At 50.9% G+C, this 23,506-nt stretch carries 29 protein-coding genes; 14 read left to right on the top strand and 15 right to left on the bottom strand.

What is annotated here, in order from left to right; translation table 11 throughout:
• Nucleotides 1-147 precede the first annotated feature (147 nt).
• Nucleotides 148-1,020, top strand: a complete 873-nt coding sequence (locus LBW88_RS16235) for a LysR substrate-binding domain-containing protein (RefSeq protein ID WP_224933067.1) — start codon at nt 148-150, stop codon at nt 1,018-1,020.
• On the opposite strand, the gene LBW88_RS16230 is transcribed toward LBW88_RS16235, so the two are convergent.
• Complete coding sequence (locus LBW88_RS16230; protein WP_224933068.1) at nt 1,021-1,197, bottom strand: DUF1289 domain-containing protein; 177 nt, start codon at nt 1,195-1,197, stop codon at nt 1,021-1,023.
• Between the two features lie 12 nt (nt 1,198-1,209).
• Nucleotides 1,210-2,202, bottom strand: coding sequence for a nickel/cobalt efflux protein RcnA (locus tag LBW88_RS16225; protein WP_224933069.1), 993 nt, complete (start codon nt 2,200-2,202; stop codon nt 1,210-1,212).
• A gap of 115 nt (nt 2,203-2,317) precedes the next feature.
• On the opposite strand from LBW88_RS16225, the gene LBW88_RS16220 reads away from it, so the two are divergent.
• Nucleotides 2,318-2,593, top strand: a complete 276-nt coding sequence (locus LBW88_RS16220) for a metal/formaldehyde-sensitive transcriptional repressor (RefSeq protein ID WP_224933070.1) — start codon at nt 2,318-2,320, stop codon at nt 2,591-2,593.
• A 9-nt stretch (nt 2,594-2,602) separates the two neighbouring features.
• Nucleotides 2,603-2,953 (top strand): DUF3147 family protein, encoded by a 351-nt coding sequence (locus LBW88_RS16215; RefSeq protein WP_224933071.1) that lies wholly within the window; start codon nt 2,603-2,605, stop codon nt 2,951-2,953.
• A gap of 202 nt (nt 2,954-3,155) precedes the next feature.
• Here the strand turns inward: LBW88_RS16215 and LBW88_RS16210 are convergent, their stop codons facing one another.
• The 3 genes from LBW88_RS16210 to ycgZ form a co-directional block, all read right to left on the bottom strand.
• Nucleotides 3,156-3,692 (bottom strand): cysteine hydrolase family protein, encoded by a 537-nt coding sequence (locus tag LBW88_RS16210; protein ID WP_224933072.1) that lies wholly within the window; start codon nt 3,690-3,692, stop codon nt 3,156-3,158.
• A 375-nt stretch (nt 3,693-4,067) separates the two neighbouring features.
• Complete coding sequence (locus LBW88_RS16205) at nt 4,068-4,358, bottom strand: hypothetical protein (RefSeq protein ID WP_224933073.1); 291 nt, start codon at nt 4,356-4,358, stop codon at nt 4,068-4,070.
• A gap of 124 nt (nt 4,359-4,482) precedes the next feature.
• The gene (ycgZ, locus tag LBW88_RS16200) at nt 4,483-4,728 is read right to left on the bottom strand and encodes a regulatory protein YcgZ (protein ID WP_224933074.1); all 246 of its coding nucleotides are present in this window, start codon (nt 4,726-4,728) and stop codon (nt 4,483-4,485) included.
• A gap of 280 nt (nt 4,729-5,008) precedes the next feature.
• On the opposite strand from ycgZ, the gene LBW88_RS16195 reads away from it, so the two are divergent.
• Nucleotides 5,009-5,392 carry a type II toxin-antitoxin system RelE/ParE family toxin gene (locus LBW88_RS16195; protein ID WP_224933075.1) on the top strand — a complete coding sequence of 128 codons (384 nt, stop codon included), beginning with the start codon at nt 5,009-5,011 and terminating at the stop codon, nt 5,390-5,392.
• On the top strand, nt 5,385-5,711 hold the full coding sequence (locus LBW88_RS16190; protein WP_224933076.1) for a helix-turn-helix domain-containing protein: 327 nt from the start codon (nt 5,385-5,387) through the stop codon (nt 5,709-5,711). The genes LBW88_RS16195 and LBW88_RS16190 overlap by 8 nt, the downstream gene beginning before the upstream one ends.
• 91 nt (nt 5,712-5,802) lie before the next feature.
• On the opposite strand, the gene LBW88_RS16185 is transcribed toward LBW88_RS16190, so the two are convergent.
• A complete protein-coding gene (locus LBW88_RS16185) occupies nt 5,803-6,639 on the bottom strand; it encodes an oxidoreductase (RefSeq protein WP_224933077.1) in 837 nt (278 codons plus the stop codon).
• 108 nt (nt 6,640-6,747) lie between these two features.
• Here LBW88_RS16185 and LBW88_RS16180 point away from each other — a divergent pair, with 108 nt between their 5' ends.
• From LBW88_RS16180 to LBW88_RS16165, 4 genes are all read left to right on the top strand, one after another.
• On the top strand, nt 6,748-7,686 hold the full coding sequence (locus tag LBW88_RS16180; protein ID WP_224933078.1) for an AraC family transcriptional regulator: 939 nt from the start codon (nt 6,748-6,750) through the stop codon (nt 7,684-7,686).
• Nucleotides 7,687-7,915: 229 nt separating this feature from the next.
• On the top strand, nt 7,916-9,112 hold the full coding sequence (locus LBW88_RS16175) for an FAD-dependent oxidoreductase (protein WP_224933079.1): 1,197 nt from the start codon (nt 7,916-7,918) through the stop codon (nt 9,110-9,112).
• A 124-nt stretch (nt 9,113-9,236) separates the two neighbouring features.
• Nucleotides 9,237-10,400, top strand: a complete 1,164-nt coding sequence (locus tag LBW88_RS16170; protein WP_224933080.1) for an MFS transporter — start codon at nt 9,237-9,239, stop codon at nt 10,398-10,400.
• A 58-nt stretch (nt 10,401-10,458) separates the two neighbouring features.
• The gene (locus LBW88_RS16165) at nt 10,459-11,343 is read left to right on the top strand and encodes a LysR substrate-binding domain-containing protein (RefSeq protein ID WP_224933081.1); all 885 of its coding nucleotides are present in this window, start codon (nt 10,459-10,461) and stop codon (nt 11,341-11,343) included.
• A 61-nt stretch (nt 11,344-11,404) separates the two neighbouring features.
• Here the strand turns inward: LBW88_RS16165 and LBW88_RS16160 are convergent, their stop codons facing one another.
• Complete coding sequence (locus LBW88_RS16160; protein ID WP_224933082.1) at nt 11,405-11,866, bottom strand: YlaC family protein; 462 nt, start codon at nt 11,864-11,866, stop codon at nt 11,405-11,407.
• Nucleotides 11,867-11,977: 111 nt separating this feature from the next.
• Here LBW88_RS16160 and LBW88_RS16155 point away from each other — a divergent pair, with 111 nt between their 5' ends.
• Nucleotides 11,978-12,520 carry a DUF924 family protein gene (locus LBW88_RS16155; RefSeq protein ID WP_224933083.1) on the top strand — a complete coding sequence of 181 codons (543 nt, stop codon included), beginning with the start codon at nt 11,978-11,980 and terminating at the stop codon, nt 12,518-12,520.
• 222 nt (nt 12,521-12,742) lie between these two features.
• Here LBW88_RS16155 and LBW88_RS16150 read toward each other — a convergent pair whose 3' ends face one another.
• The 4 genes from LBW88_RS16150 to LBW88_RS16135 form a co-directional block, all read right to left on the bottom strand.
• On the bottom strand, nt 12,743-13,456 hold the full coding sequence (locus LBW88_RS16150) for an ArsR/SmtB family transcription factor (protein ID WP_224933084.1): 714 nt from the start codon (nt 13,454-13,456) through the stop codon (nt 12,743-12,745).
• Entirely contained in the window at nt 13,432-13,827 is a 396-nt protein-coding gene (locus tag LBW88_RS16145; RefSeq protein WP_224933085.1) for an amino acid-binding protein, read from the bottom strand. The genes LBW88_RS16150 and LBW88_RS16145 overlap by 25 nt, the downstream gene beginning before the upstream one ends.
• A complete protein-coding gene (locus tag LBW88_RS16140; protein WP_224933086.1) occupies nt 13,820-14,137 on the bottom strand; it encodes an antibiotic biosynthesis monooxygenase family protein in 318 nt (105 codons plus the stop codon). The genes LBW88_RS16145 and LBW88_RS16140 overlap by 8 nt, the downstream gene beginning before the upstream one ends.
• Before the next feature lie 107 nt (nt 14,138-14,244).
• A complete protein-coding gene (locus LBW88_RS16135) occupies nt 14,245-14,886 on the bottom strand; it encodes an HD domain-containing protein (RefSeq protein WP_224933087.1) in 642 nt (213 codons plus the stop codon).
• A 74-nt stretch (nt 14,887-14,960) separates the two neighbouring features.
• Here LBW88_RS16135 and LBW88_RS16130 point away from each other — a divergent pair, with 74 nt between their 5' ends.
• On the top strand, nt 14,961-15,956 hold the full coding sequence (locus LBW88_RS16130) for a GlxA family transcriptional regulator (protein ID WP_320442537.1): 996 nt from the start codon (nt 14,961-14,963) through the stop codon (nt 15,954-15,956).
• A 32-nt stretch (nt 15,957-15,988) separates the two neighbouring features.
• On the opposite strand, the gene LBW88_RS16125 is transcribed toward LBW88_RS16130, so the two are convergent.
• Both LBW88_RS16125 and LBW88_RS16120 read right to left on the bottom strand, forming a co-directional pair.
• The gene (locus LBW88_RS16125; RefSeq protein ID WP_224933088.1) at nt 15,989-17,449 is read right to left on the bottom strand and encodes a UbiD family decarboxylase; all 1,461 of its coding nucleotides are present in this window, start codon (nt 17,447-17,449) and stop codon (nt 15,989-15,991) included.
• A 10-nt stretch (nt 17,450-17,459) separates the two neighbouring features.
• On the bottom strand, nt 17,460-18,032 hold the full coding sequence (locus LBW88_RS16120; protein WP_224933089.1) for a non-oxidative hydroxyarylic acid decarboxylases subunit B: 573 nt from the start codon (nt 18,030-18,032) through the stop codon (nt 17,460-17,462).
• Between the two features lie 86 nt (nt 18,033-18,118).
• Here LBW88_RS16120 and LBW88_RS16115 point away from each other — a divergent pair, with 86 nt between their 5' ends.
• Together LBW88_RS16115 and LBW88_RS16110 are read left to right on the top strand one after the other, a co-directional pair.
• Entirely contained in the window at nt 18,119-18,583 is a 465-nt protein-coding gene (locus tag LBW88_RS16115; RefSeq protein ID WP_224933090.1) for a MarR family winged helix-turn-helix transcriptional regulator, read from the top strand.
• A 1-nt stretch (nt 18,584) separates the two neighbouring features.
• A complete protein-coding gene (locus LBW88_RS16110; RefSeq protein ID WP_224933091.1) occupies nt 18,585-19,613 on the top strand; it encodes a GlxA family transcriptional regulator in 1,029 nt (342 codons plus the stop codon).
• 23 nt (nt 19,614-19,636) lie between these two features.
• Here the strand turns inward: LBW88_RS16110 and LBW88_RS16105 are convergent, their stop codons facing one another.
• Together LBW88_RS16105 and yddG are read right to left on the bottom strand one after the other, a co-directional pair.
• Nucleotides 19,637-21,013 (bottom strand): MFS transporter, encoded by a 1,377-nt coding sequence (locus LBW88_RS16105; RefSeq protein WP_224933092.1) that lies wholly within the window; start codon nt 21,011-21,013, stop codon nt 19,637-19,639.
• Between the two features lie 294 nt (nt 21,014-21,307).
• Nucleotides 21,308-22,222: an aromatic amino acid DMT transporter YddG gene (gene yddG, locus LBW88_RS16100; RefSeq protein ID WP_224933093.1), complete on the bottom strand. Its 915-nt coding sequence runs from the start codon at nt 22,220-22,222 to the stop codon at nt 21,308-21,310.
• 383 nt (nt 22,223-22,605) lie between these two features.
• Between yddG and LBW88_RS16095 the strand changes: the two genes are divergently transcribed.
• On the top strand, nt 22,606-23,505 hold the full coding sequence (locus LBW88_RS16095) for a dihydrodipicolinate synthase family protein (RefSeq protein WP_224933353.1): 900 nt from the start codon (nt 22,606-22,608) through the stop codon (nt 23,503-23,505).
• The last annotated feature ends 1 nt before the right edge of the window (nt 23,506 follow it).

Here is a 23,506-nt window from a genome sequence, read left to right as displayed (position 1 = left end):
CATCAGCTTGAATCCATCACGGTGACCAATCAATAAATGGTATTAAAGTTATTGTTAGGTAAAAACTAACAACATTTTTATTGCTGAAGTTTCCGCTTCAGGTAATGATCGGTATGTTCATTTGGCAAAGTAAAAAGGAGATGAAGCGTGGAATTGCGGCACCTGCGTTATTTTCTGGAACTGGCAAAAACGTTGCATTATGGCGTAGCGGCAGAGAATCTGAATATTTCTACACCGACGCTATCAGTGCAGATTAATCAATTAGAGGAAGAATTAGGGGCGCCGTTATTTTACCGAACTCAACGCAAGGTAGAACTGACTCAGATTGGAGAAATTTTCCAGCAGGAAGCACGCGAAACTTTACAACATGCGGAACAGGCTAAAGCCCGCGTGCGTAGTGCCGCGCGCGGTGAACGCGGCTATATCCGCGTGGGCTATGTTGCATCAGCGCTGTTGTCGGGCATTTTAACGCGATTATTAACGCGCTTTAGCGCCAGCGCGCCGGATATTTCAATCAATGCACGTGAATCAGTGATGGATACCCTGGCCACTCAGGTCAGTGAACGCACCATCGATGTTGCCTTCGTGCGCGGTCCTGTGCCGTTGCCTGCCGATGTTGGATATATAGAAGTCGAACAGGATCATTTCGCGTTGGCGTTGCCAGATAATCACCCGCTGGTTGCGCAAGACCAACCCATCGAACCCGCGCAACTTAAAGGAGAGACTTTTATTTTGCCCGAACAGGCTTCTGGCACCGTGACCTTTGCCCAGCGCGGTGGTTTTATACTGAACCGCAGTTGGTCGGCGGGCAGTTTGAATGAAGTGCTGGCGAATGTTGCATTAGGTAATGGTGTTGCGGTTATACCGGCGATCCTGGTGACTCAACTAAAATTGCCGGGTATCACTTATCGCGAAATACCCGGTGCCGTTATTCCTTCATCAATCTGGTTCTTATATCGTAAACGTGAACGCACACCGGCAGTGAATAAGCTGGTGCGCATGATTGAACGACACGCCTGACTATTTTATTTGTAACGTCGCAACGCGATCTTTCAATGCACGCTCAATCGCCTTGCGGTGATAAGGTGACATTTTACGCCACTCCTGCGCCTCGTTACGTGTGCGTCCACAGGCACGACACCAGCCGTTTTTCCCTTCAAAAATACATACATCGATACAAGGCGATTTCACTGACATAGAAAATATTCCTTACTGGGAAAGGCCGCTATAGCCGTGGAACATCATATAGACACCCACGATGGCAATGAGAGCACTGGAAAAGTAAGGAGCACGGCGCGCGATATCGGCGAAACCTTTCCAGCGTCGGGTGACATGGCGAACGCTTAGTGCAGCGCCAACGCCGACGGTAACCAGCGTAAGCGCCAGGCCGATGCTGAAACACACCACCAGTACCGCACCCAGGCTGAACTGTTTCACCTGCAGGCAAAGAAGGAGAACCGTGATCGCTGCGGGGCAGGGTATCAGCCCTCCTGTCAGGCCGAAGAGAAGAATCTGCAGGTTGCTGACTTCACGGCCGTCAAAGCGTCGGCGGATATCCTCTGCGTGCGCGCGCTCGTGTGCATCCTGGTATTCTTGAGAACCTTCAGCAAACCCGGCTAATTCGGGATGATGCTCATGCTCATGATGATGGCTGTGTACATGGTGATGTTCATGCTCATGACGCCCGTGCTCATGATAATGGTTTTGTTCATGGTGATGTTCTTGCTCATAGTGATGTTCATGCTCATGATGCCCTTGCTCATGGTGATGGCTGTGTTCATGGTGATGTTCATGATGCCCGTGCTCATGATGATGCTGAGATCCGTGCTGGTGATCGTGGTGCTGGTGCCACGCTTGCGCCTCAGACCAGGTACGCCAGAACATCCAGGCGGCTGTTGCAATGATAATGAAGCCAGAAACCAGCTGCAGCCAGGGCTCGGCAGCTTCAGCTGTAAACTGCCGACTGATGTACATCCCACCCATCGCAATCAGCCATACGACGGCTGTGTGGGATAAGGTCGCCGCCAGACCCAGCATCACCGCCTGGCGAACACTGCCTCGAATGGCGACGATAAATGCCGCCATCATGGTCTTAGAGTGACCCGGCTCCAGGCCATGCAAAGCGCCAAGCAGGATGGCGCTGGGGATAAACAGCAACGCGTTAGACGTGCCCTGGCTCAGCAGGGCAGCGAAATCATTCATGGAAGGCATCCCGTGTCGTGATAAGTTGAAAGCGGCATTGCAGTGCCGTAAAATCTAAAAATTCAAAGAAAATATACTATACCCCAGTATACATTAAGATCAACAGGAGCCGAGAATGGGCCATACACTCAAGCATCAGAAGAGTCTGCTTACGCGCGTCAGGCGCATAAAAGGACAGGCCGCTTCATTAGAGAAAGCCCTGGAATCAGGCGAAGAGTGCTTCAAGGTGCTACAGCAAGTGGCGGCGGTACGCGGCGCAGTGAACGGCCTGATGGCTGAATTGCTGGAAGGACATATCAAAGAGCACCTGATGAATGACGCTGCTACCGAAGCAGAACGTAGCCAGGATTTGGAAGAGATCGTTAGCGTCATCCGTTCGTATTTGAAGTAGGAGCGCACCATGCTGTGGTTAATCGTGAAATATGCCATCACGGCGGGCATGGTGGTGATGATCTCAGAAATGGCGAAACGCAGCGATTGCATGGGAGGATTGATAGCGGCGCTGCCTCTTGTCACCGTGTTGGTACTGATCTGGATGAAACTGGAAGGCCAAAGTCAGGCAAAGATCGCCAGCCACGCCTGGTATACTTTTTGGTACGTGGTGCCAACCTTGCCGATGTTTGTCGCTTTCCCATTTCTGTATCAGCGCTGGGGATTTTGGCCCACGTTGGTGGCGAGTTGTGTATTAACCATATTGCTGTTTTTTCTTTGGGCAACGCTGCTGAAGCGATTTGGCATCGAACTGATGTAGCTTCAAACTTCATCCCGCAGGCGAAAATGCGCTTTGATGCTTTCACTGAGCCAGCGATGCTCAGGGTCGCGATCATGACGAGGATGGCATGCTTGCACAATTTCAAGGCGTTAGTAGGGCGGTTCTCCTCATACTGCGCCCGCTTTTTCTCTGCGGACGCACGTTATTGCGTATAGGGCGCGTTACTCACCGCGCCCGGTATTCAAAACTCAGCGTCAGCCGTCGTCGCCAGTTGAACAAACGGGCCTGATAACGTTTGGTTGTGATGCGCAATGATCTGGGAAGCGCTAATCAGCCCATTATCTGTCGTGCTGTGTGCATCGCTTATTAACGTGACCTGAAAGCCTAAATCCGCTGCCGCGCGACAGGTGGTATCCACGCAATATTCTGTTTTCATGCCACAAATCACCAGTTCTTCAATACCGGCCTGTTGTAGCGATGCCAGCAGCGTAGTGTCTCGAAGGCAGTTAGGGTAGCGCTTCACAAACACATCATCCGACTCGGCATCTATCGCCAGCTGTGGAATAAGCTGTGTGAGTGGACTGCTCTCAGCAAGTGGTGAACCCTCTGGCCCGGTATGACGTGCGGCGAAAATGGGGGCATTCTTGTCGCGCGCTCGGCTAATCAAGATATTGATATTGGCGAGCAGTTTCTCAGCGCCAAACGGTTGTTGGGGCGCATAAAACAGACCGTGCTGCATATCGACAATCAATAATGCTTTTTTACCTGGGGTTGGCATGCTGTGTCTCCTTTCACTGAGTGATGAACGGAGACTATCCCCGTCCATTGGTTGACGGGGCGAGGATTCTGTACGCTTACGTTTTCGCTACAGATGTACCCAAGCCGCCGCCGGATGCGGTGATGGTTGTGCCTGTAGTCAACGTAATAATCCGGGGCATAATAGGTTCGCGACAGAATAAGTAAGAAGACTGACGTTATCACAACATCACACAGAATCCTTGCTTATTTATCTTTCGGATGTAAAACGGCTACAGCATCGCGTTTTACAATCTCAAGAGTACATTTTGCAGCAAAAAAATGGCTGCGATTCATTATCATCGCAGCCATCAATGAAGTACGTTTAACAAGTGAAATGCGGCAGATGTAGCCGGTTTTAATGCTGTGTGTCTTTGCCCGTATTGTCACGATGACGAAAAATGTGCGTGACGTTATTGGTGTCTTTGAGCGCTACGCTTTCCTGACGGGAAGATTGCATGTTGTTCATTACTTCTGCCATGGCGCGTCTTAATGCTTTTTGGCGGCTAGCATCAGGTTCTATCGATGCCATAAGTCGTAACTTATCGAGCAAGGAGCTATTGGAAACAGGCCCCTTATTTTGCAAAAGTTGTAACACGGCATCGCCCATGACAATGTCCGCCAATCTTTCTTCTTCACTTCTGTTCATACACGTTCTCTGGTTACCGCAACAAACCTGCGACAGGTAACAAAGTGGATTCAGTCTAACGTGGAACAACTATGAGGCGGAAGCCACTTTGTCCGATGCCAGGTCAGTGCGCAAGTTCTCAGGATTACCGTTCGGTGGTAAACATCAGGCCAATTAATTGCTGGTAGTGCAGTTCTTCTTCTGAACTATTGGCCTGTTCTAATCGGCAGATTAGTTTAGTACAGATCGTTTTACGACTCAGCGAACGCCCGGAACGCAGTATTTCGCCGACGATTAGCCCTAAGGTTTCCTGCTGAGAAGGCAGGGAGGCTTCATTGAAATATCGAGTAATTGCAGACGACGCTGATGAAGGGTTTCTGTCCTGACGCATGGTTCCATCCTCCAGGTTAACTAATGAGCACAAAGCCCAGTAAAGTTATACAAAGTTGAGCAGGTTGTACAGGAATATGGCGAAACACCAGGATGGGTTTTGTGCAAAAAGTGCTAGTTCATTTATTACATATGCTTATGTAAAGCTTTTTTCTCAGAGCACTCAAAGTTGATGTCTGGGCCAATAAGATAGAGATTGAGTTAACCTATGATACTTAGTATCATAGAGATTGCATGTGTGGACAAGGATCGTCCTATTCGAATCACAGTCAGGAGACGCCATGGCAATTTATGTTTTAAAACCATTCGACAGAAATACCAAAGCTGATGGGATTGACGATGCAAAGCTATGCATTGCAGCGCTAGAAGTTATCGCGGGCCGATATGAAGCAAATTTAGGCGGTGGGGTATATAAGAAACGCATCCCCTTAGCCAAAGGTAAAAGTAGTGGTGCCAGAGCTGTCATTGCTTTCAAAATTGATAAGCACCTCTTCTTTGTAAATGGGTATGCTAAGTCAGCAGTCAAAAGTACAATACGAGAAATGACAGAAACCGAACTGCTACTTTATAAGCAAGTTGCCAAAGAGTTATTCAACCTCACCACTGAACAAGCAAGACGAGCTATAAGGGCGGGGAAAATGCGAGAGGTGCAGTGTGATGGTTAATCACCTTAAAGATCTTCAGGAAATCGCGCGTGATTTCAATGAAATTGGCGTTATCTCTGATGATCTTAAAGAAAAAATCGACTCAAGGGTAAGATTGCGCGAGTTGCGAGCGGCACTTCCTGTTCTGCCTATGATGTCGGGCCAAGCTATTAAAGAATTGCGTGAGCGCTTGGGCTTGAGTCAAGCAATGCTGGCGGCTTGCGTTGGAATGTCAGTCGCCACGATTATCAAATGGGAACGAGAAGAAAAAAAACCGAACGGCGCGGCGCTGCGTTTGCTCAATATTATTGATCGTAAAGGTTTAAGTGTTCTTCAGTGATACCAAAGCCCCTAAATTGGGGCTTTAAATTCATTATTTATTGTTAGAACCCGCCAATGTTCTATTTATTATTACATTCCTGCAAAGGTCACTAATCACCATCTGTTGAACGAGTCAGCGCTTCCCACGTCTCAATCTCTGCACTCATCGCAGCAAGTTTATCCTGCACCAACTTCAATGCATCGCTACCCAGCAGCAAATGCGCAGGCGGGTTATCACTTTCAATGACTGTCAGCATCGCGCGTGCCGCTTTCTGTGGATCGCCTAACTGCTTGCCACTTTTTTCTTCACGCGCCTGACGAATGGGATCGAAGAGTGCATCATAATCATTGATGCTGCGTGAGCTGCGCACCATGGAACGGCCTGCCCAGTCAGTACGGAATGAACCTGGGGCAACAGCCGTCACATGAATATTAAATCCCGCGAGCTCTTTGCTAAGAGTTTCAGAAATCCCTTCCAGTGCAAACTTACTGCCGCAGTAGTAGCTTATACCTGGCATGGTGATATACCCGCCCATCGAGGTGATATTGATAATATGCCCACGACGGCGTTGGCGCATGAAGGGCACTACGGCTTTGGTCATCGCCACAGCGCCAAATACGTTGACGTCAAACTGTCGGCGCATCTCCTCCAGCGAGGACTCCTCCATAATCCCTTCGTGTCCGTAACCCGCGTTATTGACCAAAACATCGATCGGGCCCTGCTTAGCTTCAATGTCGACAATAAGATCATCAATAGCAGCGAAATGAGTGACATCGAGTTCAAACGCCAGCGCATTTTGCGGATGGAGTTGTTCAAATGCCAATTTGGCTTCAATATTTCGCACCGTCCCGATAACGCGATAGCCTTTTTCCAGGGCTTCCAGCGCCAGCGCGCGACCGAAACCACTGCTAACACCGGTAATCAAAAGCGTTTTAGAGGTGAGCATCGTTTTTCTCCCTACGTGAATGATGCATGCATAATATTCTCTGGAGGTTCGCGCTATAAGGCCGTATCTTCTGCATTTATTGCCTAATCTTATGAGTGAGAGGAAGTAGTGGTTGATTCAGAGGTGCAACGACGCACGGTAGAATTGCTCAAAAAGCTCGCGCCACATGAGGGTTACAATCTGACCGAACTCTCAGATGTGCGCATTTTGCGTTCTGATCGACCATTAGCGCGCACGCCGGTGCTTTACGATCCCGGCATTGTGATTGTCTGTCAGGGCACTAAGCGCGGTTTCTTCGGCGATCAAGTCTACTTGTACGATGAGCAGCATTATCTGGCGGTTTCTGTGCCGGTCCCTTTCACCATGGAAACCGCGGCCAGCGCAGGACACCCGTTGCTGGCAATCTACATGCACCTTGATTTCAGTGTGGCGACAGCATTGTTATTGGAATTAGAGCAGCAACAGATTCCTTTCTCGGGCAAAGCGGCGCAGAGCATGATGTCGAGTCCTATGGATCAGCCGCTGCGTGATTCAGTCTTACGCTTCCTGACCGCTCTCAGCCATCCACTCGATGCACAGATCCTTGGTCCAGCACTGGTACGTGAACTCTATTACCGTGTGTTGACGGGCGCACAAGGCCAGGCATTGCGTGCGGCCCTGACATTGCAGGGGCAATTCGGCAAGGTGGGAAAAGCGTTGCGCCATATTCATGCCAGCTATTCCCAGACATTGAATCTTACGCAGTTGGCGGCTGAAGCAGGCATGAGCGTGCCGACCTTCAGTGCGCATTTCAAAACCATCACGCAGCAGTCACCGATGCAATACGTGAAATCGGTACGTCTGCATCAGGCGCGAATGCTAATGGTGCGTCAGGAGATGACTGCGGCATCGGCAAGCCATGCGGTGGGTTATGAAAGCGCATCGCAGTTTAACCGGGAATTTAAACGTCTTTTCGGGCTGCCGCCTGCGGAGGAGATCAAACGCATGCAGCGCAATTTCGCGGTGCCACCTGCACAACAGGCTTCTGCGTTCGTCTCTTCGCATTAGGGCACCCACTGAAAGTGTGGCCGCTGGTTCGACCTGACCTTCTGCAGCTCAAGCTGAGTGAGCGGCTGCAGGCTTAACATCAAGCTTCTGAAAAGCATCTTTCGACCTGCGCGGCGTCCCTGAGAGGAATGTACAGGTAAATTCTGCGGCATTTATTCCCACTCAGGCTTCAATACGATGCTATATAAATGATAACTATTATCATTGATTGTTTTGTACTGAGGTCAGGATGCAACCAACAGAACTCACCGCGGACTGCTGTATCGTTGGCGGCGGACCCGCAGGATTAATGCTGGGGTACTTACTGGCGCGGGCAGGGTTACGCGTCGTTGTGATTGAAAAACACCCCGACTTCCTGCGTGATTTTCGTGGCGATACCATTCATCCCTCTACGTTGGAGATCATGCGTCAGCTCGGCTTGCTGGATGAGTTGCTGACCTTGCCACATCAACGCGCCGAAAAATTACAGGCAGAAGTCGCCGGGCAGGAAATCACTATGGCGGACTTCTCTCGCTTGCCGGTACAGTGCCGCTTTATCGCCTTTATGCCGCAATGGGATTTTCTTAATTTCCTCGCCAGAAAAGCCGCCGCCTTCCCTGGATTTACGCTGCTGCAATCCACAGCCTTTGACGATTTGATCTATAAAGGCGATGCCATCGTGGGGGTTAAAACGTTACAGGGTAACGAATCTTTAACCATTAACACTTCACTGCTGATTGGCGCGGATGGCCGAAACTCACAAGTGCGTACCAAAGCCGGACTGAAAAGCAAAAGCTTTGGTTCCTCCCGTGATGTGCTGTGGTTCCGTCTCGACAAACAGCCAATCGATCCCGAATGGGGCATGGGTCATAAAGGGCCAAAGCAGAATTTTATTGTGATTGATCGCGGAGATTATTGGCAGTGCGGTTACACCATCCAAAAAGGGCAATTCGATGCCATGAAGCTGGCGGGTCTGGATACGCTAAAGCGTGCAATGGCAGAAGTCGCACCATTTAGCGCTGAGCGTATGGATGAACTCGACAGTTGGGACAAACTCAAGCTGCTATCAATCCGCATTGACCGTTTGGATCAGTGGATGAAACCCGGCGTATTGTGCATCGGTGATGCTGCCCATGCCATGTCACCGATTGGCGGCGTGGGTGTCAACCTGGCGATTCAGGACGCGGTGGCCACAGCGAATTTCCTCACGCAGCCGTTGAAAAAGGGGCAAGTCACGTTACGCGATCTGCAGAAAGTTCAACAGCGCAGACAATTCCCCACCGTCGCCACGCAATTCCTGCAAATCAAAATGAGCAGTAATAAGCGCAAGCGCACCACGCCGAGTAAGGTGCCGCAGATGATCAGTCGTTTTCCTTTTCTGCGGCACCTGTTTGGTCGCTTGATTGGATTGGGTTTTCGAACTGAACGCCCAAAATTTCTCAATTAGAAAATGTGGCTTTCTAATTGAGAAAGCCTGCTTCCATTTATCCCAGCGTATCCAACGCCAACAATAGATTCACAGCCGCAGACAGCAGTGGGTTGTCTGCTAACCCTTTTAATAGGATGTGAATATGCCAGTTGCTCTCTTTGCACTGACGGTTGGCGCTTTTGCCATATGCACTTCAGAATTTGTTATTGTTGGCATGCTGCTCAACATCAGCCATGACTTGTCTATCAGTGTCGCTTCTGCAGGGATGTTGGTCACAGCTTACGCCTTGGGCGTAGTGATTGGCGCGCCGTTGCTGACACCCTTGATGGTCCGATTTAAACGTAAAAATGCGTTGGTCATATTGATGTTGCTATATGTGGCGGGGAATTTTGCCTGCGCCATCGCAACCAGTTATCAATATTTGCTGTTCGCTCGCGTGATTGCTGCGTTAGCACATGCGTCATTTTTTGGTTTGGGTGCGGTCGTTGCCACGCAACTGGTACCCAAAGAGAAGCAGGCCAGCGCTATCGCTGCAATGTTTCTTGGGGCAACGTTAGCCAACGTTTTCGGCACGCCTCTCGGCACTCTAATTGGTGATCACTTTGGTTGGCGCATTACTTTTGTCGCCTGTTCTGCCCTGGGTTTATTCGGTGCCCTGGCTATCGCTCTTCTGGTGCCCGATATCAAAAGTGAGCAGCCTAAACATCTGGCTAATGAATTCCGCGTGCTGCTCCAACCCCAGGCGTTGAAAGCCATGCTGATCACGGTTATTGGGTTTGGTGGTATTTTCACGGCGTTAACCTATATCGGACCGCTGCTGACTCAGGTGACGGGATTCCCTGAAAGTGCAGTTTCATGGCTTCTACTGCTCTTTGGTGTGGGAATGGTGCTGGGAAATCCATTAGGAGGGCGTCTGACAGATTTTAGTTTGCGCCTGGGTATTCTGGTGACATTACTCATTCTTCTGGCGGTATTGATTGCGCTGGGCATGTTAGCCGATTTCAAAGCAGTGACTGCGCTATTGGTTTTTCTGTTTGGTGCGGCAATGTTTTCTGCGATCACTCCCTTACAAGTCCAGGCGATGCATGCCACACAGGATGCGTCGGTTCTAGGTTCTTCTTTTAATATCGCGGCATTTAATCTTGGCAATGCAGGTGGCGCATGGCTTGGCAGTTTTGCGTTGGATCAGGGTGCCAGGGTGGCACAACTTCCATTAATTGCAGCCGCTGTAACGACAGTGGGACTCCTTATTGCCTTGTTCACTCGTGCTGGTGTGGTAGCAAAAAACTCGAGTGAAGCACATTGACTTAACCAATCAATGATCGAAGGATCATTGACTGGAATTAAGGGAGAGGACGTAGCAGATGGATCTACTTAAGAGCATGGCGGTTTTCATTGAAGTGGTGGATCAGGGCAGTATGACTGCCGCGGCAGTCAGGTTTGAACTGACACCACAAATGGTGGGGATGCATATCAAAGGCCTTGAACAACAATTCGGCACCAAATTTCTTCACCGAACCACGCGCCAACTGGTGCTGACCGAGGCGGGTAAATTGTTTTATCAACACTGCCAGCAAGTGTTGGGCTTAATCGGTGAAACACGACAGGTGATTAATCAGTTGCACGTTGAGGTCAAAGGGTTGTTGCGCCTTTCTGCACCTGCCACTTTCGGTTCGCGGATCATTGCGCCATCGCTGGGTGTTTTTCGTCAGCTGCATCCTGGTGTTGAGGTCGACCTATTTCTCACCGATTCGGTGATGGATTTGCAGGCTGATGAAGTGGAAGTGGCGATTCGGATCGGTCGTCTGCAGGATTTGTCGCTGGTGGCTCGTCCACTAGGACGTTATCGCATGTTGATTGCTGCTTCACCGGATTATTTGAATGCGCAGGGTATACCGCTGCATCCGGAAGAGTTGGTTAACCATCAATGTCTGGGCTTCAGGCTAAAACAGTCGCAACGGCATTGGCACTTCCAGCGTGGTGAGGAAAAGGTAAGCGTACGCGTTGATGACTGCATTAGTATCAACAACGGCGAAGCATTAAGGCAGGCGGCATTGGCGGGAGCGGGCGTCATAATGCAGCCAGAAGTGTTATTGCAGCAGGAGTTTGCTCAAGGAACTCTAATACCACTGCTGACAGATTTCACCATCCCAAATCGGCCAATTAATATGGTCTATCGTCAGGATCGATTTGCCAGCGCGAAATTAAAGGCCATTATCGATTTTGGCCTCAAGCACTGGCGGACGTAATTAAAGTTAATCTCCGCAAGAAGCCTCTTCACTCTTACTGAGTGGATGTACAAAGCAAGGCTTAATGTCTTAAGCGATAAATATCCGCAAAATACAAATATCCTTTCTTGGCTCGCATATCGACCAGTCGAGTTTTCTCACTTTCCGTCAGCACCGTGCCTGACAGCAACTCATCGACAAACGCATCGCGTACATGTACTTCCATATACCAGTCGCCGGTATAGCAATTCTTCCATGCACCTTTATCGATATCCTTCGCTTTGTACGAAGGATTGACGTGGAAGAAGAAAAAGAAATTACACACAGCAAAAATCAGGATACAGACCACATACTCGATGGTGCCGAATGAGTCGGAGTACATCAGCAGCGCCATGGTAAGAGCAAAAAGGATCCACATCAGGCCAAACAAACCAGGGTAATTTTTGATAAACGAGACATCAAAGTAGGGACGGTCGTTGCGCTTTTCCTCTACATTGATTCTGTCCAGTTCAGTTTGCAGTCGATCATCCAGTTGATTACTCATGCTCTCACCTTAGGGTTCCTTGTCCGTATTGTCCGCGCGAGTCTATCAGATAACTCTCACGATTTTAGCCTAACCTTGATAGTTATCAGGGGATTTATTACGGAGAAAAAGATGGAGTACGAGAATGTATTGAGTTTCTGGTTCGACGTTCAGCATGAAGACTCCTGGTTCAAAAAGAATCGGGGGTTTGATGATGAAATACATCGTCGCTTTTATACCTGCTGGGAGGCTGCAACGCGTGGTGAATTATCGATGTGGCGTGAAGGTATTCGGGGGAGATTGGCAGAAATCATCGTACTTGATCAGTTTTCCCGCAATTTGCATCGGGAAAGTGATCTTGCCTGGCGGCAGGATGGCATGGCGCTACTGTTAGCGCAGGAAGCGGTGAAAACACCGGAATACACGACGCTCAGTCTGGATGAAAAAGGCTTTATGCTGATGCCGTGGATGCATGCCGAATCACGAGTTGTCCATCAGCAGGCCACAGAACTATTCGCTGAATTGAAGGGAACGTCTTACTACCAGAGTGAACAGGAACATCGCCAAATCATTGAACTATTCGGTCGCTATCCTCATCGTAACCAAAGACTTGTTCGTCCTTCAAGCCCGGAAGAACAGGCGTTCCTGAATAAGCAGCAACATGCTTTTTATTGACTGAGGAGAGGCTCTGCCTTCTGGATGCGTTAACGTGGACAAAAAAATGCCCGCTAAGCGGGCCGGTTCATTCAACCAAGGAAAAAATTCTCGTAGGCAACGCATTGCGGTGTTGCGTCACTATATTAGCAACGATGCGCATTCAGTACAGAAAATGTTCGATGATTTAATTTTGCTGATTTGATAAAGGTTATATTTGTGACGGGAGTGTTATTTTGATGTTTACAACTGCACGCCAAAGCAGCGTTGAAGAGCCAGTTTCCCGGCTGGCGTGATATTTATCTCCCGATAGCCCTCTACGCGTTTCAGCCATTGCTTATCAATTAGCAGGCTAAGCAAAGCGGCCCCCACTGCGCCGCCAAGATGCATGCGACGTTCACTCCAATCGAGGCACGCACAGCAAGGTTTACGTTTGCTGCTTAGTTTTAGTTGCATACCCATTTTCTCTAATTCCAGCTGACCGTTGTGAGTCAGGGCACTTCCATCAGTCTCAATCCACTTTTCCGTCATCATAAACTGGTAAATCTGCACAGCGAGATCACCTGCCAGGTGATCGTAACAGGTTCGGGCATATCGCAAATGGCTTGGCGTGGTAGAAACGGGAGTAAACAGGGGGCGCATCGACACCCCCATTAAGGTTTCCAGCAGATGTGCGATTTCGCTGTTGGCCAGGCGAAAATAACGATGACGTCCTTGTGACAAGCAGGTCACAAGGCGCGCATCCAACAGTTTGCTTAAATGCCCACTGGTTGTCGAAGCGGCGATATCCGCGACGCCACTCAATTCTGTGGCTGTCCACGCGCGACCATCCATCAGCGCACACAAAATGCTGACCCGAGAAGGGTCAGCGAGTGCGCTGGCGACGGCAGACATTGCCTTTTGTAATTCATGTTCTGACGCTTCATCAGCAATTAACGGGCTGTTCCGGGCTGCCATGCGATGGTTACCTCTGCCGCCCGATCATTGTTATCGGTGATCAGGATGAGCTGGTTGTTGTGGTCACTGTACTGCAGCAGAATGTTAACGCCATTGCGCGCAAGAGTGTCAGCAATTTCGCCAAGTTGACCAGGACGGTCCTGTTTTAATTTACGGATTAATGTCGGTTCAACGGCAACCACATGGAATCCTGCAGCCTGTAGAACCTGTCTGGCTTGTTCACCTTGCTCGACCAAAAAATGGGCATGACTCTGCTCACCCATACTAAATACTCCGCCTCCTTCAAGGCCCACGCCATTATTGCCCAACGTTGAGCCTAAAGCTGCCAGAGCACCGGGAACATTATCGAGTATCACATGAACATCAAACATGCTGACTTGCCTCATGTGCGTATTCGCGTGTCACAGTGGCGATACGGATTTGATAATAAGAGAACAACCCAGCGCGGCCCTCATTCTGGGCTTGCTGGTGCTGCAAATTTTTTTTCCATGCCAGCACCGCCTCCTCGTGTTCCCAGTAGGAGAGTGAAAGGATTTTCCCCGCCTCACTCAAGCTGGAAAAACGCTCAACCGAAATGAAACCAGGCAGCTCAGAAAGCTGAGATTTCAGTTGTAGAGCGAGTTCGTGGTAGCGAGCTTGATGCTCGGGTTGGGTACGCGCTTCAAATAAGACGGCAATCATAGTACTGCTCCATCAGTGAAAGATGGCAGCAGTGTATCGGGCCTGAAAAATGATACTTCGGCACCCAACGAAATATGGCGCATCCTGACCGCAATGCGCCATTTACATTACCCAATCCAACGTGATTGACGGATCACGCTGCAAAAATTGAGCGGCGTGAAGTCCGCTTGTTTATCCGCAATGACATCAGCTTTCACATTGCCGAAGGTGGTATCCGGTTTGTGCTTTATACCGTCATAGAAGGCCTGAATAATCTCTTCTTTGAACTGGGCCGGACGGGGATGCTGTTGCACCACCGCCTCACGCTCGGCATCAGGGAACTGATCGTAATTGATGCCCAATACGTCCATTTCTACGCCAGCCGTGACTAACGCGATTTCGGGTGCCATAAACTGTGGGATACCCGGCGTGGTGTGCAGGGCAATCGCCGTCCAGACTTTATCGATATCAGCCTGTTCCACTCCATAATGTTGTAAGAAATCGCGTGCGGCATTCGCGCCATCGACCTCAAAACGCTTGTCACAACTGCAGTGTTCATGTGTCAGGCCGACATCATGAAACATGCAGCCTACATAAAGCAGTTCCGTATCTACTTTGAGATTGAGTCGTTGGCCCGCCAGCGCGCCCCAGTAAAAGACACGACTGGAATGATGAAACAGCAGGTCGGATTCGGTATCACGTACAAATTGAGTCGCGTCGCGCGCCATTTGGCTGTCAGGAATTTTGATGCCATTAATTTCAAATTTCATGGGTGTTCTCCGGGTACAGTTAAGTTGAAATCAGCTTAACGCGAGCGCACAATGTCTTGAATTGATGTTTTGCGATGAAAGAAGACATTGCGATTAATGCAGACGGTCAAATCAACATGAATCACCTCATCACTATTCTGGCTGTACCGGGCACCCAACTGTTAGATGTCTCAGGGCCTTTAGACGTGTTCGCCGAAGCGAATCGGATACTGGATCGCGCGGTGTATCAATTGCGCGTCATGTCGCTGGATTCCGCGACCGTTCAGTGCTCTTCGGGTGTGCGATTAATGGCGGATGTCATGCTCTCAGATCCCCATCAGCCCAACACTTTCCTGATAGCCGGGGCGCCAGATGCGATGGCGTTGCAATTGTCGACGAGTCAAATCGATCACATCAGGCAACGCTGTCTGGGCAGCCACCGTTACGGTTCGGTGTGCACGGGTTCGCTGCTTCTGGCACAAACCGGATTATTGCAGGGGAAGAAGGTCACCACGCACTGGGCGAGTGCGGCGGCCCTAGCCGCCCTGATTCCAGATGCACAAGTCGAAGCCGATGCACTTTACGTCGCCGATGGAAAATTGCGCACTGCAGCAGGCGTCACTGCCGGGCTGGATATGGCGCTGCGTCTGGTCGAGGAGGATCTGGGACGTGAACTGGCTCAGGATATTGCCGCTAATCTGGTGATGTTCTTCCAGCGGCCAGTCACACAGGGGCATTTTGCGCGCAAACGACAGGTGGCGCTGGCCGGACGCAGTGCGTTTCAGGAGATGCAGCGCTGGGCACTGGCGAATCTGGAGCAGGTTAATTCGCTGGACGATCTCGCCGCGCATATGCAAATCAGCACACGTCATCTGGCACGCTTGTTTCGTCAGGAAATGGATATCCAGGCTGGCAGTTGGCTGGAGAATGCCCGTATCGAACAGGCACGCAGTTTGCTGGAGGCGGGTGTCATGCCTTTGAAGGCGATACCTGCAGCCTGTGGTTATCACAGTGCCGATGTGCTGCGACGTGCTTTTGCAAAAATCACCGGGATGACGCCTTCAACCTATCGCAAAATGTTCACGCATTAGCGGCGCGATGTGCGCGCCGCAGATGGGTTCGCTTATTCTGGCCAGTTATCCAGAATGCGTTGACGCACTTCTTCCGGGTAGCCTTGCGCGAATGACGCATGCAGATGGCGTTTGGTCTGTAAGGTATCAAACACCACTTTCGCCCCTTTACCGGCAACGTACTCGGCCTCGTCATAGCACTGCGGCAAGCGGATAACTCGCTGGTCATCAAACACGGCGCGACGTCCAACCGGATGCACGCGCGTAGACAGTGCCCAAACGACTTCCCGCAGGTTGGTCGGATCGAAATCGTCATCTACGACGTAGACTTTAGGGATAAACACCATCGCATCAGTTTTAAACAGCACTTCACCAATACGTTGAGTTAACTCCTCACTGCTAACACCCGGCAGCAGCTCGCGCCAGTTTTCTGGCATCACCACCAGCAACCAATGCACGGTGGAGTCTTCCGGAATCCAGGTTGTTTTGATCGGCAGCTCCGCTTCTCGCAGATAAGTCAGGGCATCCGCCGCTAAGCCCATCGCCCATAGCGTGTGCGATTCATCGGTGGGGCGACCGGTGATCGACATCGGCCAGATCGGGTCGTCGCGGTGAGTAATAGTTTCAACGTGGAACGTGGGCTGAGCCGATGAACCTTCGCCGAGATAGCCGCCGTACTCGCCGTATGGGCCTTCCTGACAATCGCGTTCAATCGAGACATGCCCCTCAATCACGATTTCAGCCGTAGCTGGCACATCAAGATCAAGACTGATGGCTTTCACTACCGGCACCGGTTCACCCGCCAGTGTGCCAATGTAATCCGCTTCATCCGCATTGGCTGGGATGGGAATACCTGAGACACAGGAGATAGCCGGAGCCGGCCCTTGCACCAGCGCATAGGGCATCGGTTCACCGCGAGCTACCCACCGCGTCCAGATCTGACCAATGTGCTGGCTTGGCACAATCAGGCCAACCATGCGCTTGCCATCCACCTTCATCACGCGGGCAATCGACCAGTTGACCCATTTTCCATCCGGGGTTTTCACAATCAGCGTGCCCCAGGTGTTGGCGTACCGACCGCCGTCCTTGTCGTGAGCGAAGGGGATAGGGAAATGGTCAAGATTTGCCGCATCGCCACGTAAAATATTCTGCTGGCACTCTGCCTGAGCCGACTCAACGCGGACGGGTGGAATGCCAGGCTTAAAGCGTGCTGCGGATAAGGCTTCGATAATCTCCGGACCGCTGGATTCCGGCACCAGTCCCAGAGACATGGCTACACGTGCGTAGGGCATGTCACTGCGTGAGGACAAGGCTGCTGGCGCACCAAACAGACGAAAGCCCGGTGCAACACCCGCGACATTATGAAACAGCGGTGCAGGAGACTGGATTTCATAGCTGCGGCGCGTGATAGCGCTCGGCTCGAAATCACCATCCACTTCGCGGTGTACGTGCATGATGTCGCCCATTTCATCGAGGGCAGTGATAAAGCTGCGTAAATCGCCGTAATATTTCATCAGGCTCTCCTTAAGCCAGGGTAGAACGTGGACCGGTCCAGCGATGGGTAATGTCGTTATCCAGGCCGAACTGATCAAGAATGCGAGAAACGGTGTGGTTAATGATGTCGTCAACGGATTGCGGGTTGTTGTAGAAGGCAGGCATTGGCGGCAGCATCAATGCGCCAGCGCGCGTCAGCGCCAGCATGTTTTCCAGATGAATGGCGTTGAGCGGCGATTCACGAGGCACCAGCACCAGCTTGCGTTGCTCCTTGAGCGTCACGTCCGCAGCGCGTGTGATGAGGCCATCGCCGTAGCCACTGCGAATCCCGGCCAGGGTTTTCATGCTGCAGGGCACCACGATCATGCCATCCACGCGAAATGATCCGCTGGAGATGGCCGCAGCCTGGTCGTGTTCGCTGTAAGTCCTGGTCGCGAGGGCAGCGACCTCCTGTACACTGTAAGGTGTTTCCATTTGGATGGTGGCGCGCGCCCATTTGGAGATGACTAAATGGGTTTCGACTTCAAGTTCACGCAACGCAGACAGCACGCGCACGCCAATTGCCGCGCCCGTTGCGCCAGTCATCCCGATAACAAGCTTCATATGTATCCCGATTTATCGTATAGTTTAAGTTCAAACTGTTTGTGTTCGAACTATATGTTTGACGATTTGAGGAGTCAAGTGCACCGATGTCACAAAATCCTGACTTAATTCTTGCCGCCCCCTTGTGGCCGCACGGCGATTGTTCGTTAATGCACCTTGTACGTCGTGCTGGACAGCACTCGACTTTTTGCTGGTCGCAGTGTGTGGAGACTGGCCTTTCAGCCGTGCAATACGCGATTCTGGTGGTACTGGCCGAGGAGTCAGCCTGTGATCAGCAAACGCTGGGTCAGCGTGCCGGATTTGATAAAGCCACCGGAACCTATGTGATTGACCGCATGAGTAAAAGTGGTTTACTGAATGTGGTGACAGACGTGAATAATCGCCGTCGAAAATTGGTATCAATGACCGCAGAAGGGGAAGTGATGCTGAATCGTATGATTGAGCAGGCAAAAAGCGCAGAGAAGATGATCACCGCAGGCCTCGACAGCCAGGATATCGCCGATCTAAAGCGCTTGTTAAGTAAACTGGGCGGATTGCAGGAACCTGAATAACATGCCGCAAACAGCTTTCGCCGAGCAACCTGGCGAACCGAAACCGGATCTCACCATCGGCTTTTTGCTGATGAAAAGTTTTACCCTGGCCTCCGTTGCGGGGCTAGTGGAGTCACTGCGTTTTGCGGCAGACGAATCGTTTACCAGTCGCCAGATTTTTTGCCGCTGGGAGTGGATGACCTGTGATAATCAGCCAGTTACGGCCAGTTGCGGATTGCCGGTTTCGCCGACAGCCGAGCTCGATTTTACTAAACGCTGGGATTATTTTGTCGTGGCGGGAGGATTGCTGGAAGAAACCCGCCAGTCGCCGACGTGGCTGTTGCAGGCGCTACGCGACTTGCATGCACGTAACATTCCGATCATTACGCTGTGCAGCGGTGCCTTTGTTGCTGGCAACGCGGGCCTGCTGGATGGACGCCATTGCGCGATCCACTTCACCACGCGTGATGAATTCCGTCTGCGATTCCCGAAAGCGATTCCGGTCATCGATAAAACCTATATCAAAGATGGCGGCATCATTTCCTGCCCCGGCGGCACGGCGATCGATCTCGCTGCCGATCTGATCCGCCAGCATTGTGGGCTGGTGCGCTCACAGAAAGTATTGAAATATCTGCTGGTGGAGGAGCCTGCTGCGCCAGTTAAAAAGACACTGCAAAAGAACACGCTCAACGAGCCGGATGTCTACGAAAATGAACTGGTGAATAAGGTGATTGAGTTTATGAAACATCACCTCGATTCGCCGGTTCCGCTGGCCGATGTGGCTGATTTTGCCGGGGTGACTTTCCGTCAGCTCAATTTGATTTTCACCAAATGCACCGGTTACTCGGCGGCGGTTTACTGGCGGCGTATGCGGCTGGAGCAGGCGCGCAAGCTGATGGCGGATTCCAGCAACAGCATTAATGCCATCGCTACCGCAACGGGGTTTGCCGATGCTTCACATTTGATTGCCTGGTTCCGCAAGCAGTACGGCGAAACGCCCAGCTCGTTTCGTAAACGGCGGCGCGTGGTGGAGAGATTGGTTAAAGAGTAGGGGCCGAAATGGCCCCTTTTTCGTTAGTGTGAATGCTTAGAAAGCTTGCCAGAAACGGATGGCGCTGGGCTTTCTTCATCCAGCGATGCCGCATCATCCAGATTGCGCGAAGCGGTTTCCGGTGCCAGGAACCACGACACGGTCAGGCCGATAAACGTAATGCCCGCAGCAATATACATGGTGGAGCCAATGCCGATAGTTTGCAGTGAAATTGGCACCAGATAAGTCCCGACCGCCGCGCCGATACGTGACATCGATGTGCCGATACCGACGGCTCCGGCGCGAATTTCAGTTGGGAATATTTCATTAGGATAGACCAGTTGCAGCACCTGAGCGCCGCCGATAAACAGGGCGTAAGCACCAAACATCAGCAGGATGATCATCGAAGGGCCATCACGCAAGGCACCCAGCAACAACAGTGCCAGACCAGACCACAAGAAACTGTGCAGCAGCAGTTTGCGGCGTCCCAGTGAGTTCACCAAACGCGTGCCGATAATGCATCCCACCACGAACAACAGGGTAATGGCGATAGAACCATAGGATGCCCAGTCACCACTCAGATGCAGCGCCTGCAAAACTTTAGGTGCAAAGGCGTAGACGGCGAACACAGGGATGACCGAGCAGGTCCAGAAAATGGTCACGAACGCCATGCGTTTGCCATAGCCAGAATGCAGCAGGCTACCAAATGACAGGTGATTGTTTTCAGGTTGTGCTGGCAGGTTCTTTAAACTGAAGCTGGCACCATACACGCGGCGAATAATTGCTTCTGCTTCCTGATGCCGCCCTTTGCTGATCAGCCATCGCGGTGATTCAGGCGTGCCCATGCGCACCAGCATCAGCAGGGCACCGATGACAGCCGTACTCGCCAGCGTGTAGCGCCAGGCCTCCGCACCACCGAAATTCAACAGGGCTTCACCCACCAGATACGCCGTGGCTGCTCCAGCAAACCACAGAATAGTTAACGTGGCGAGGCAAGGGCCGCGCGACTTCTTCGGCATAAACTCGACTAAAAAGGCCGTGGCAACAGGATATTCAATACCTACAGCGATGCCCGTGAGAAAGCGCAGGGCAAATAGCGTTTCTCCGCTTTGTACCCAAAACTGCGCCAGTGAACAGAGAATAAAGAGGGTGGGACCAACGAAGTAGATTATGCGGCGGCCGAGGCGATCGGTCAAAACGCCGCCCATAAAGCCACCAAAGAAAATCCCGATGAGGGCAGAAGCCGCAATGAGACCTTCCCATAATGGGCTGAGACCCAAGGCCGGCGACACTTTCGTCATGGCTATACCAATAATACTCAGCACATAGCCATCGACGAAAGAGCCGCCGCCTGAGCGCACCGTTAATAAGCGGTGGAAGCGGCTGATAGGGACATCTTCAACAGACATGTTATTTGACATGTTTTACTCCTGTTTCTTTTCGGCGTGATTGAGCTTAACTACGCCAATGCGACTGAATTAAGCACAATCTGCGATGGGTGCTTAACATCATCAGGACGCCAGATAAATATAAACCTGTAGCGGTGATAAAAGTGTTATTCAGAACAGAAATTAACAACGAGGTGATTGGATGGCGCTAATGGAATTGTTTCATATATCATTTCCTCCGGTGCAGGATAGTCGGATAAATACAATTGATGGCTTTATAATTTTAATGTGACTTTTTTGCGGGAGGCGATAACGCCTCCCGAAGCATTATTCAGAAATCTTACTGCTAACACTTTTGGCGACGACGGTGCGTGTTGACCACCAGCAGACTAATGACCCCAGGCTCACCATCGCCGTGCCTTGCCAAAACGCGAGGGTAAGGTGCGAGTTGAGAATAAAGGCCGCTAAAATTGACGAAATGATCGGGATAAAGTAAGAAGCGGCGGCTAACACCGTCACATTACCATGCAGAATGCCGACGTTCCACGCCGCGTAACCGAATCCCATCGCCATCGCCGCCAGCGCCAGTGAGATCCACGTATTGAAAGAGGGGGCAAATTCGGGTTGGGGCGAAATAAGGTATTTAACCCATAACGTTAATGCAGTTAAAATAAAGAACAGCGTAATACCGTTATTACCATTGGCAATTCTTTTTGTGACCACACAATAAATGGCCCAAATGATGGCGCCGGTGAAAGCCAGACCATAGCTTAACGGGTTTTCCATTATATTGTTCGTCATCTCACTGACCGAAAACCCTTGATCGCCACCCAACACGCGACAAATTCCTGCCACGGCTAAAATCACGCCCGGAATAATCAGTGGGCTAACTTTCTGTCTGTTAACAATCACCGCCAGTACAATAGTCATACTTGGCCACAGATAATTCACCATCCCCACTTCAATCGCCTGCCGTCCGCTATGGGTAAACCCGAGCGAAAGCGACAGGCAGAGTTCATAGCAGACAAACAGTACACTGCCGATAATCACGTAGCGGCGGGGAAATTTCTTCAGGTTGGGAAATCCCACGCTGAACAGCAGCAGTATCGCACTGCAGCTGTAGATCAACGCCGCTCCAGCGATCGGGCCAAAGCCTTCGCTGACACTTTTGATTAATCCAACAATCGCGCTCCATAACAGGATGGCAATTAAACCTATGAGCGTCGCTTTCTTCTGGGGCATCACCCGCTACCTCTTCTGCACAATGTTCACCTGAAATGCCGGTGCAAGCTTACCTGTTAAATTCAGGTTAAAACCAGCATAAAACTATGCCGCTTGACGCGCAGTGTAAATACATCAGGGGAGACGATAGTCATGGAATGTGATCGTTATCTGAATTCATTTAGAAAATTATTACGTCACTAAAAATAATTTAAGTAATTGATTAATAATGAACATAAGTTAACTGTTGGTAGGAATGTTCCATCTGATAGTATTTCCTTTGTATTTTTCACGTATACAAAAAACTTATCCCGATTGACCTCTCTCCATGCGATATGCAAATTGTTAACAAACGCAACCACACGGCGTTGCATTTGGTCCTGAATTCACCTGGAGATTTCGTGATGACATTTGAAGGTATCTACACCCCGGCAATTACCCCTTACGCAGCAGACGGCAGCATCGATTTCGCAGCGTTCGCTAACGTCCTCGAATCGCTGATTGAAGCGCGCGTGCACGGCATCATTATCGGTGGTTCAACCGGTGAGTATTATGCACAAAGCGCAGAAGAGCGTCTGTCTCTGGTTGAACATGCACGTAAAGTGATTGGCAATCGTCTGCCACTGATTGTTGGGACTGGCGCTATCCGCACAGAAGACGCGGTGGCTTTCGCTACCCATGCTCGTGACCATAAAGCCGATGCCATTCTGGTAACCTCACCGCCGTATGCGCTGCCGACCGAGCTGGAAAACGCCCACCATGCGCTGACCGTCGACAAAGCCGCTCAGTTGCCGATCATGCTGTACAACTATCCGGGACGAATGGGCATTTCTATGGGCGAGACTTACTTCCGCGAAGTGAGCCGTTCGAATAACGTCGTGGCGATCAAAGAGAGTTCAGGTGATTTCAACAATCTGCACCTGCTGGCGTGTCAATTCCCGAATATTGCACTGTCTTGTGGTTGGGACGATCAGGCGTTGGAGTTCTTCGCCTGGGGCGCGCGTAGCTGGGTGTGTGCCGGTTCTAACTTCATTCCACGCGAGCACGTCGCGCTATACAACGCGTGCGTCGTGGAAAAAGATTTCGATAAAGGACGTAAGATCATGGCCGCGATGATGCCACTGATGAACTTCCTGGATGGCGGAAAATTTGTCCAGTCCATTAAGTACGGTTCAGAACTGGCAGGACTGAAAGCAGGCCCGGTGCGTGCACCACTGCAGGGACTGGAAGAAGATGAGAAAGCGCAGTTGCAGGCCGTGATCGACGGTGTAAAACGCAATGTGGCTGCCGTTGCAGTGCTTTAAG

Source organism: Pantoea sp. alder81 (assembly GCF_020179835.1).
Classification (GTDB): Bacteria; Pseudomonadota; Gammaproteobacteria; order Enterobacterales; family Enterobacteriaceae; genus Pantoea.
This window is presented reverse-complemented; position numbering and strand designations above follow the sequence as displayed.

Excerpts from the sequence above, each read along its gene's own strand:
- LBW88_RS16230 (WP_224933068.1), bottom strand. The coding sequence starts at position 1,197 with ATGTCAGTGAAATCGCCTTGTATCGATGTATGTATTTTTGAAGGGAAA.
- LBW88_RS16225 (WP_224933069.1), bottom strand. The coding sequence starts at position 2,202 with ATGAATGATTTCGCTGCCCTGCTGAGCCAGGGCACGTCTAACGCGTTG.
- LBW88_RS16220 (WP_224933070.1), top strand. The coding sequence starts at position 2,318 with ATGGGCCATACACTCAAGCATCAGAAGAGTCTGCTTACGCGCGTCAGG.
- LBW88_RS16215 (WP_224933071.1), top strand. The coding sequence starts at position 2,603 with ATGCTGTGGTTAATCGTGAAATATGCCATCACGGCGGGCATGGTGGTG.
- LBW88_RS16210 (WP_224933072.1), bottom strand. The coding sequence starts at position 3,692 with ATGCCAACCCCAGGTAAAAAAGCATTATTGATTGTCGATATGCAGCAC.
- LBW88_RS16205 (WP_224933073.1), bottom strand. The coding sequence starts at position 4,358 with ATGAACAGAAGTGAAGAAGAAAGATTGGCGGACATTGTCATGGGCGAT.
- ycgZ (WP_224933074.1), bottom strand. The coding sequence starts at position 4,728 with ATGCGTCAGGACAGAAACCCTTCATCAGCGTCGTCTGCAATTACTCGA.
- LBW88_RS16195 (WP_224933075.1), top strand. The coding sequence starts at position 5,009 with ATGGCAATTTATGTTTTAAAACCATTCGACAGAAATACCAAAGCTGAT.
- LBW88_RS16190 (WP_224933076.1), top strand. The coding sequence starts at position 5,385 with ATGGTTAATCACCTTAAAGATCTTCAGGAAATCGCGCGTGATTTCAAT.
- LBW88_RS16185 (WP_224933077.1), bottom strand. The coding sequence starts at position 6,639 with ATGCTCACCTCTAAAACGCTTTTGATTACCGGTGTTAGCAGTGGTTTC.
- LBW88_RS16175 (WP_224933079.1), top strand. The coding sequence starts at position 7,916 with ATGCAACCAACAGAACTCACCGCGGACTGCTGTATCGTTGGCGGCGGA.
- LBW88_RS16170 (WP_224933080.1), top strand. The coding sequence starts at position 9,237 with ATGCCAGTTGCTCTCTTTGCACTGACGGTTGGCGCTTTTGCCATATGC.
- LBW88_RS16165 (WP_224933081.1), top strand. The coding sequence starts at position 10,459 with ATGGATCTACTTAAGAGCATGGCGGTTTTCATTGAAGTGGTGGATCAG.
- LBW88_RS16160 (WP_224933082.1), bottom strand. The coding sequence starts at position 11,866 with ATGAGTAATCAACTGGATGATCGACTGCAAACTGAACTGGACAGAATC.
- LBW88_RS16155 (WP_224933083.1), top strand. The coding sequence starts at position 11,978 with ATGGAGTACGAGAATGTATTGAGTTTCTGGTTCGACGTTCAGCATGAA.
- LBW88_RS16150 (WP_224933084.1), bottom strand. The coding sequence starts at position 13,456 with ATGGCAGCCCGGAACAGCCCGTTAATTGCTGATGAAGCGTCAGAACAT.
- LBW88_RS16145 (WP_224933085.1), bottom strand. The coding sequence starts at position 13,827 with ATGTTTGATGTTCATGTGATACTCGATAATGTTCCCGGTGCTCTGGCA.
- LBW88_RS16140 (WP_224933086.1), bottom strand. The coding sequence starts at position 14,137 with ATGATTGCCGTCTTATTTGAAGCGCGTACCCAACCCGAGCATCAAGCT.
- LBW88_RS16135 (WP_224933087.1), bottom strand. The coding sequence starts at position 14,886 with ATGAAATTTGAAATTAATGGCATCAAAATTCCTGACAGCCAAATGGCG.
- LBW88_RS16130 (WP_320442537.1), top strand. The coding sequence starts at position 14,961 with ATGAAAGAAGACATTGCGATTAATGCAGACGGTCAAATCAACATGAAT.
- LBW88_RS16125 (WP_224933088.1), bottom strand. The coding sequence starts at position 17,449 with ATGAAATATTACGGCGATTTACGCAGCTTTATCACTGCCCTCGATGAA.
- LBW88_RS16120 (WP_224933089.1), bottom strand. The coding sequence starts at position 18,032 with ATGAAGCTTGTTATCGGGATGACTGGCGCAACGGGCGCGGCAATTGGC.
- LBW88_RS16115 (WP_224933090.1), top strand. The coding sequence starts at position 18,119 with ATGTCACAAAATCCTGACTTAATTCTTGCCGCCCCCTTGTGGCCGCAC.
- LBW88_RS16110 (WP_224933091.1), top strand. The coding sequence starts at position 18,585 with ATGCCGCAAACAGCTTTCGCCGAGCAACCTGGCGAACCGAAACCGGAT.
- LBW88_RS16105 (WP_224933092.1), bottom strand. The coding sequence starts at position 21,013 with ATGTCAAATAACATGTCTGTTGAAGATGTCCCTATCAGCCGCTTCCAC.
- yddG (WP_224933093.1), bottom strand. The coding sequence starts at position 22,222 with ATGCCCCAGAAGAAAGCGACGCTCATAGGTTTAATTGCCATCCTGTTA.
- LBW88_RS16095 (WP_224933353.1), top strand. The coding sequence starts at position 22,606 with ATGACATTTGAAGGTATCTACACCCCGGCAATTACCCCTTACGCAGCA.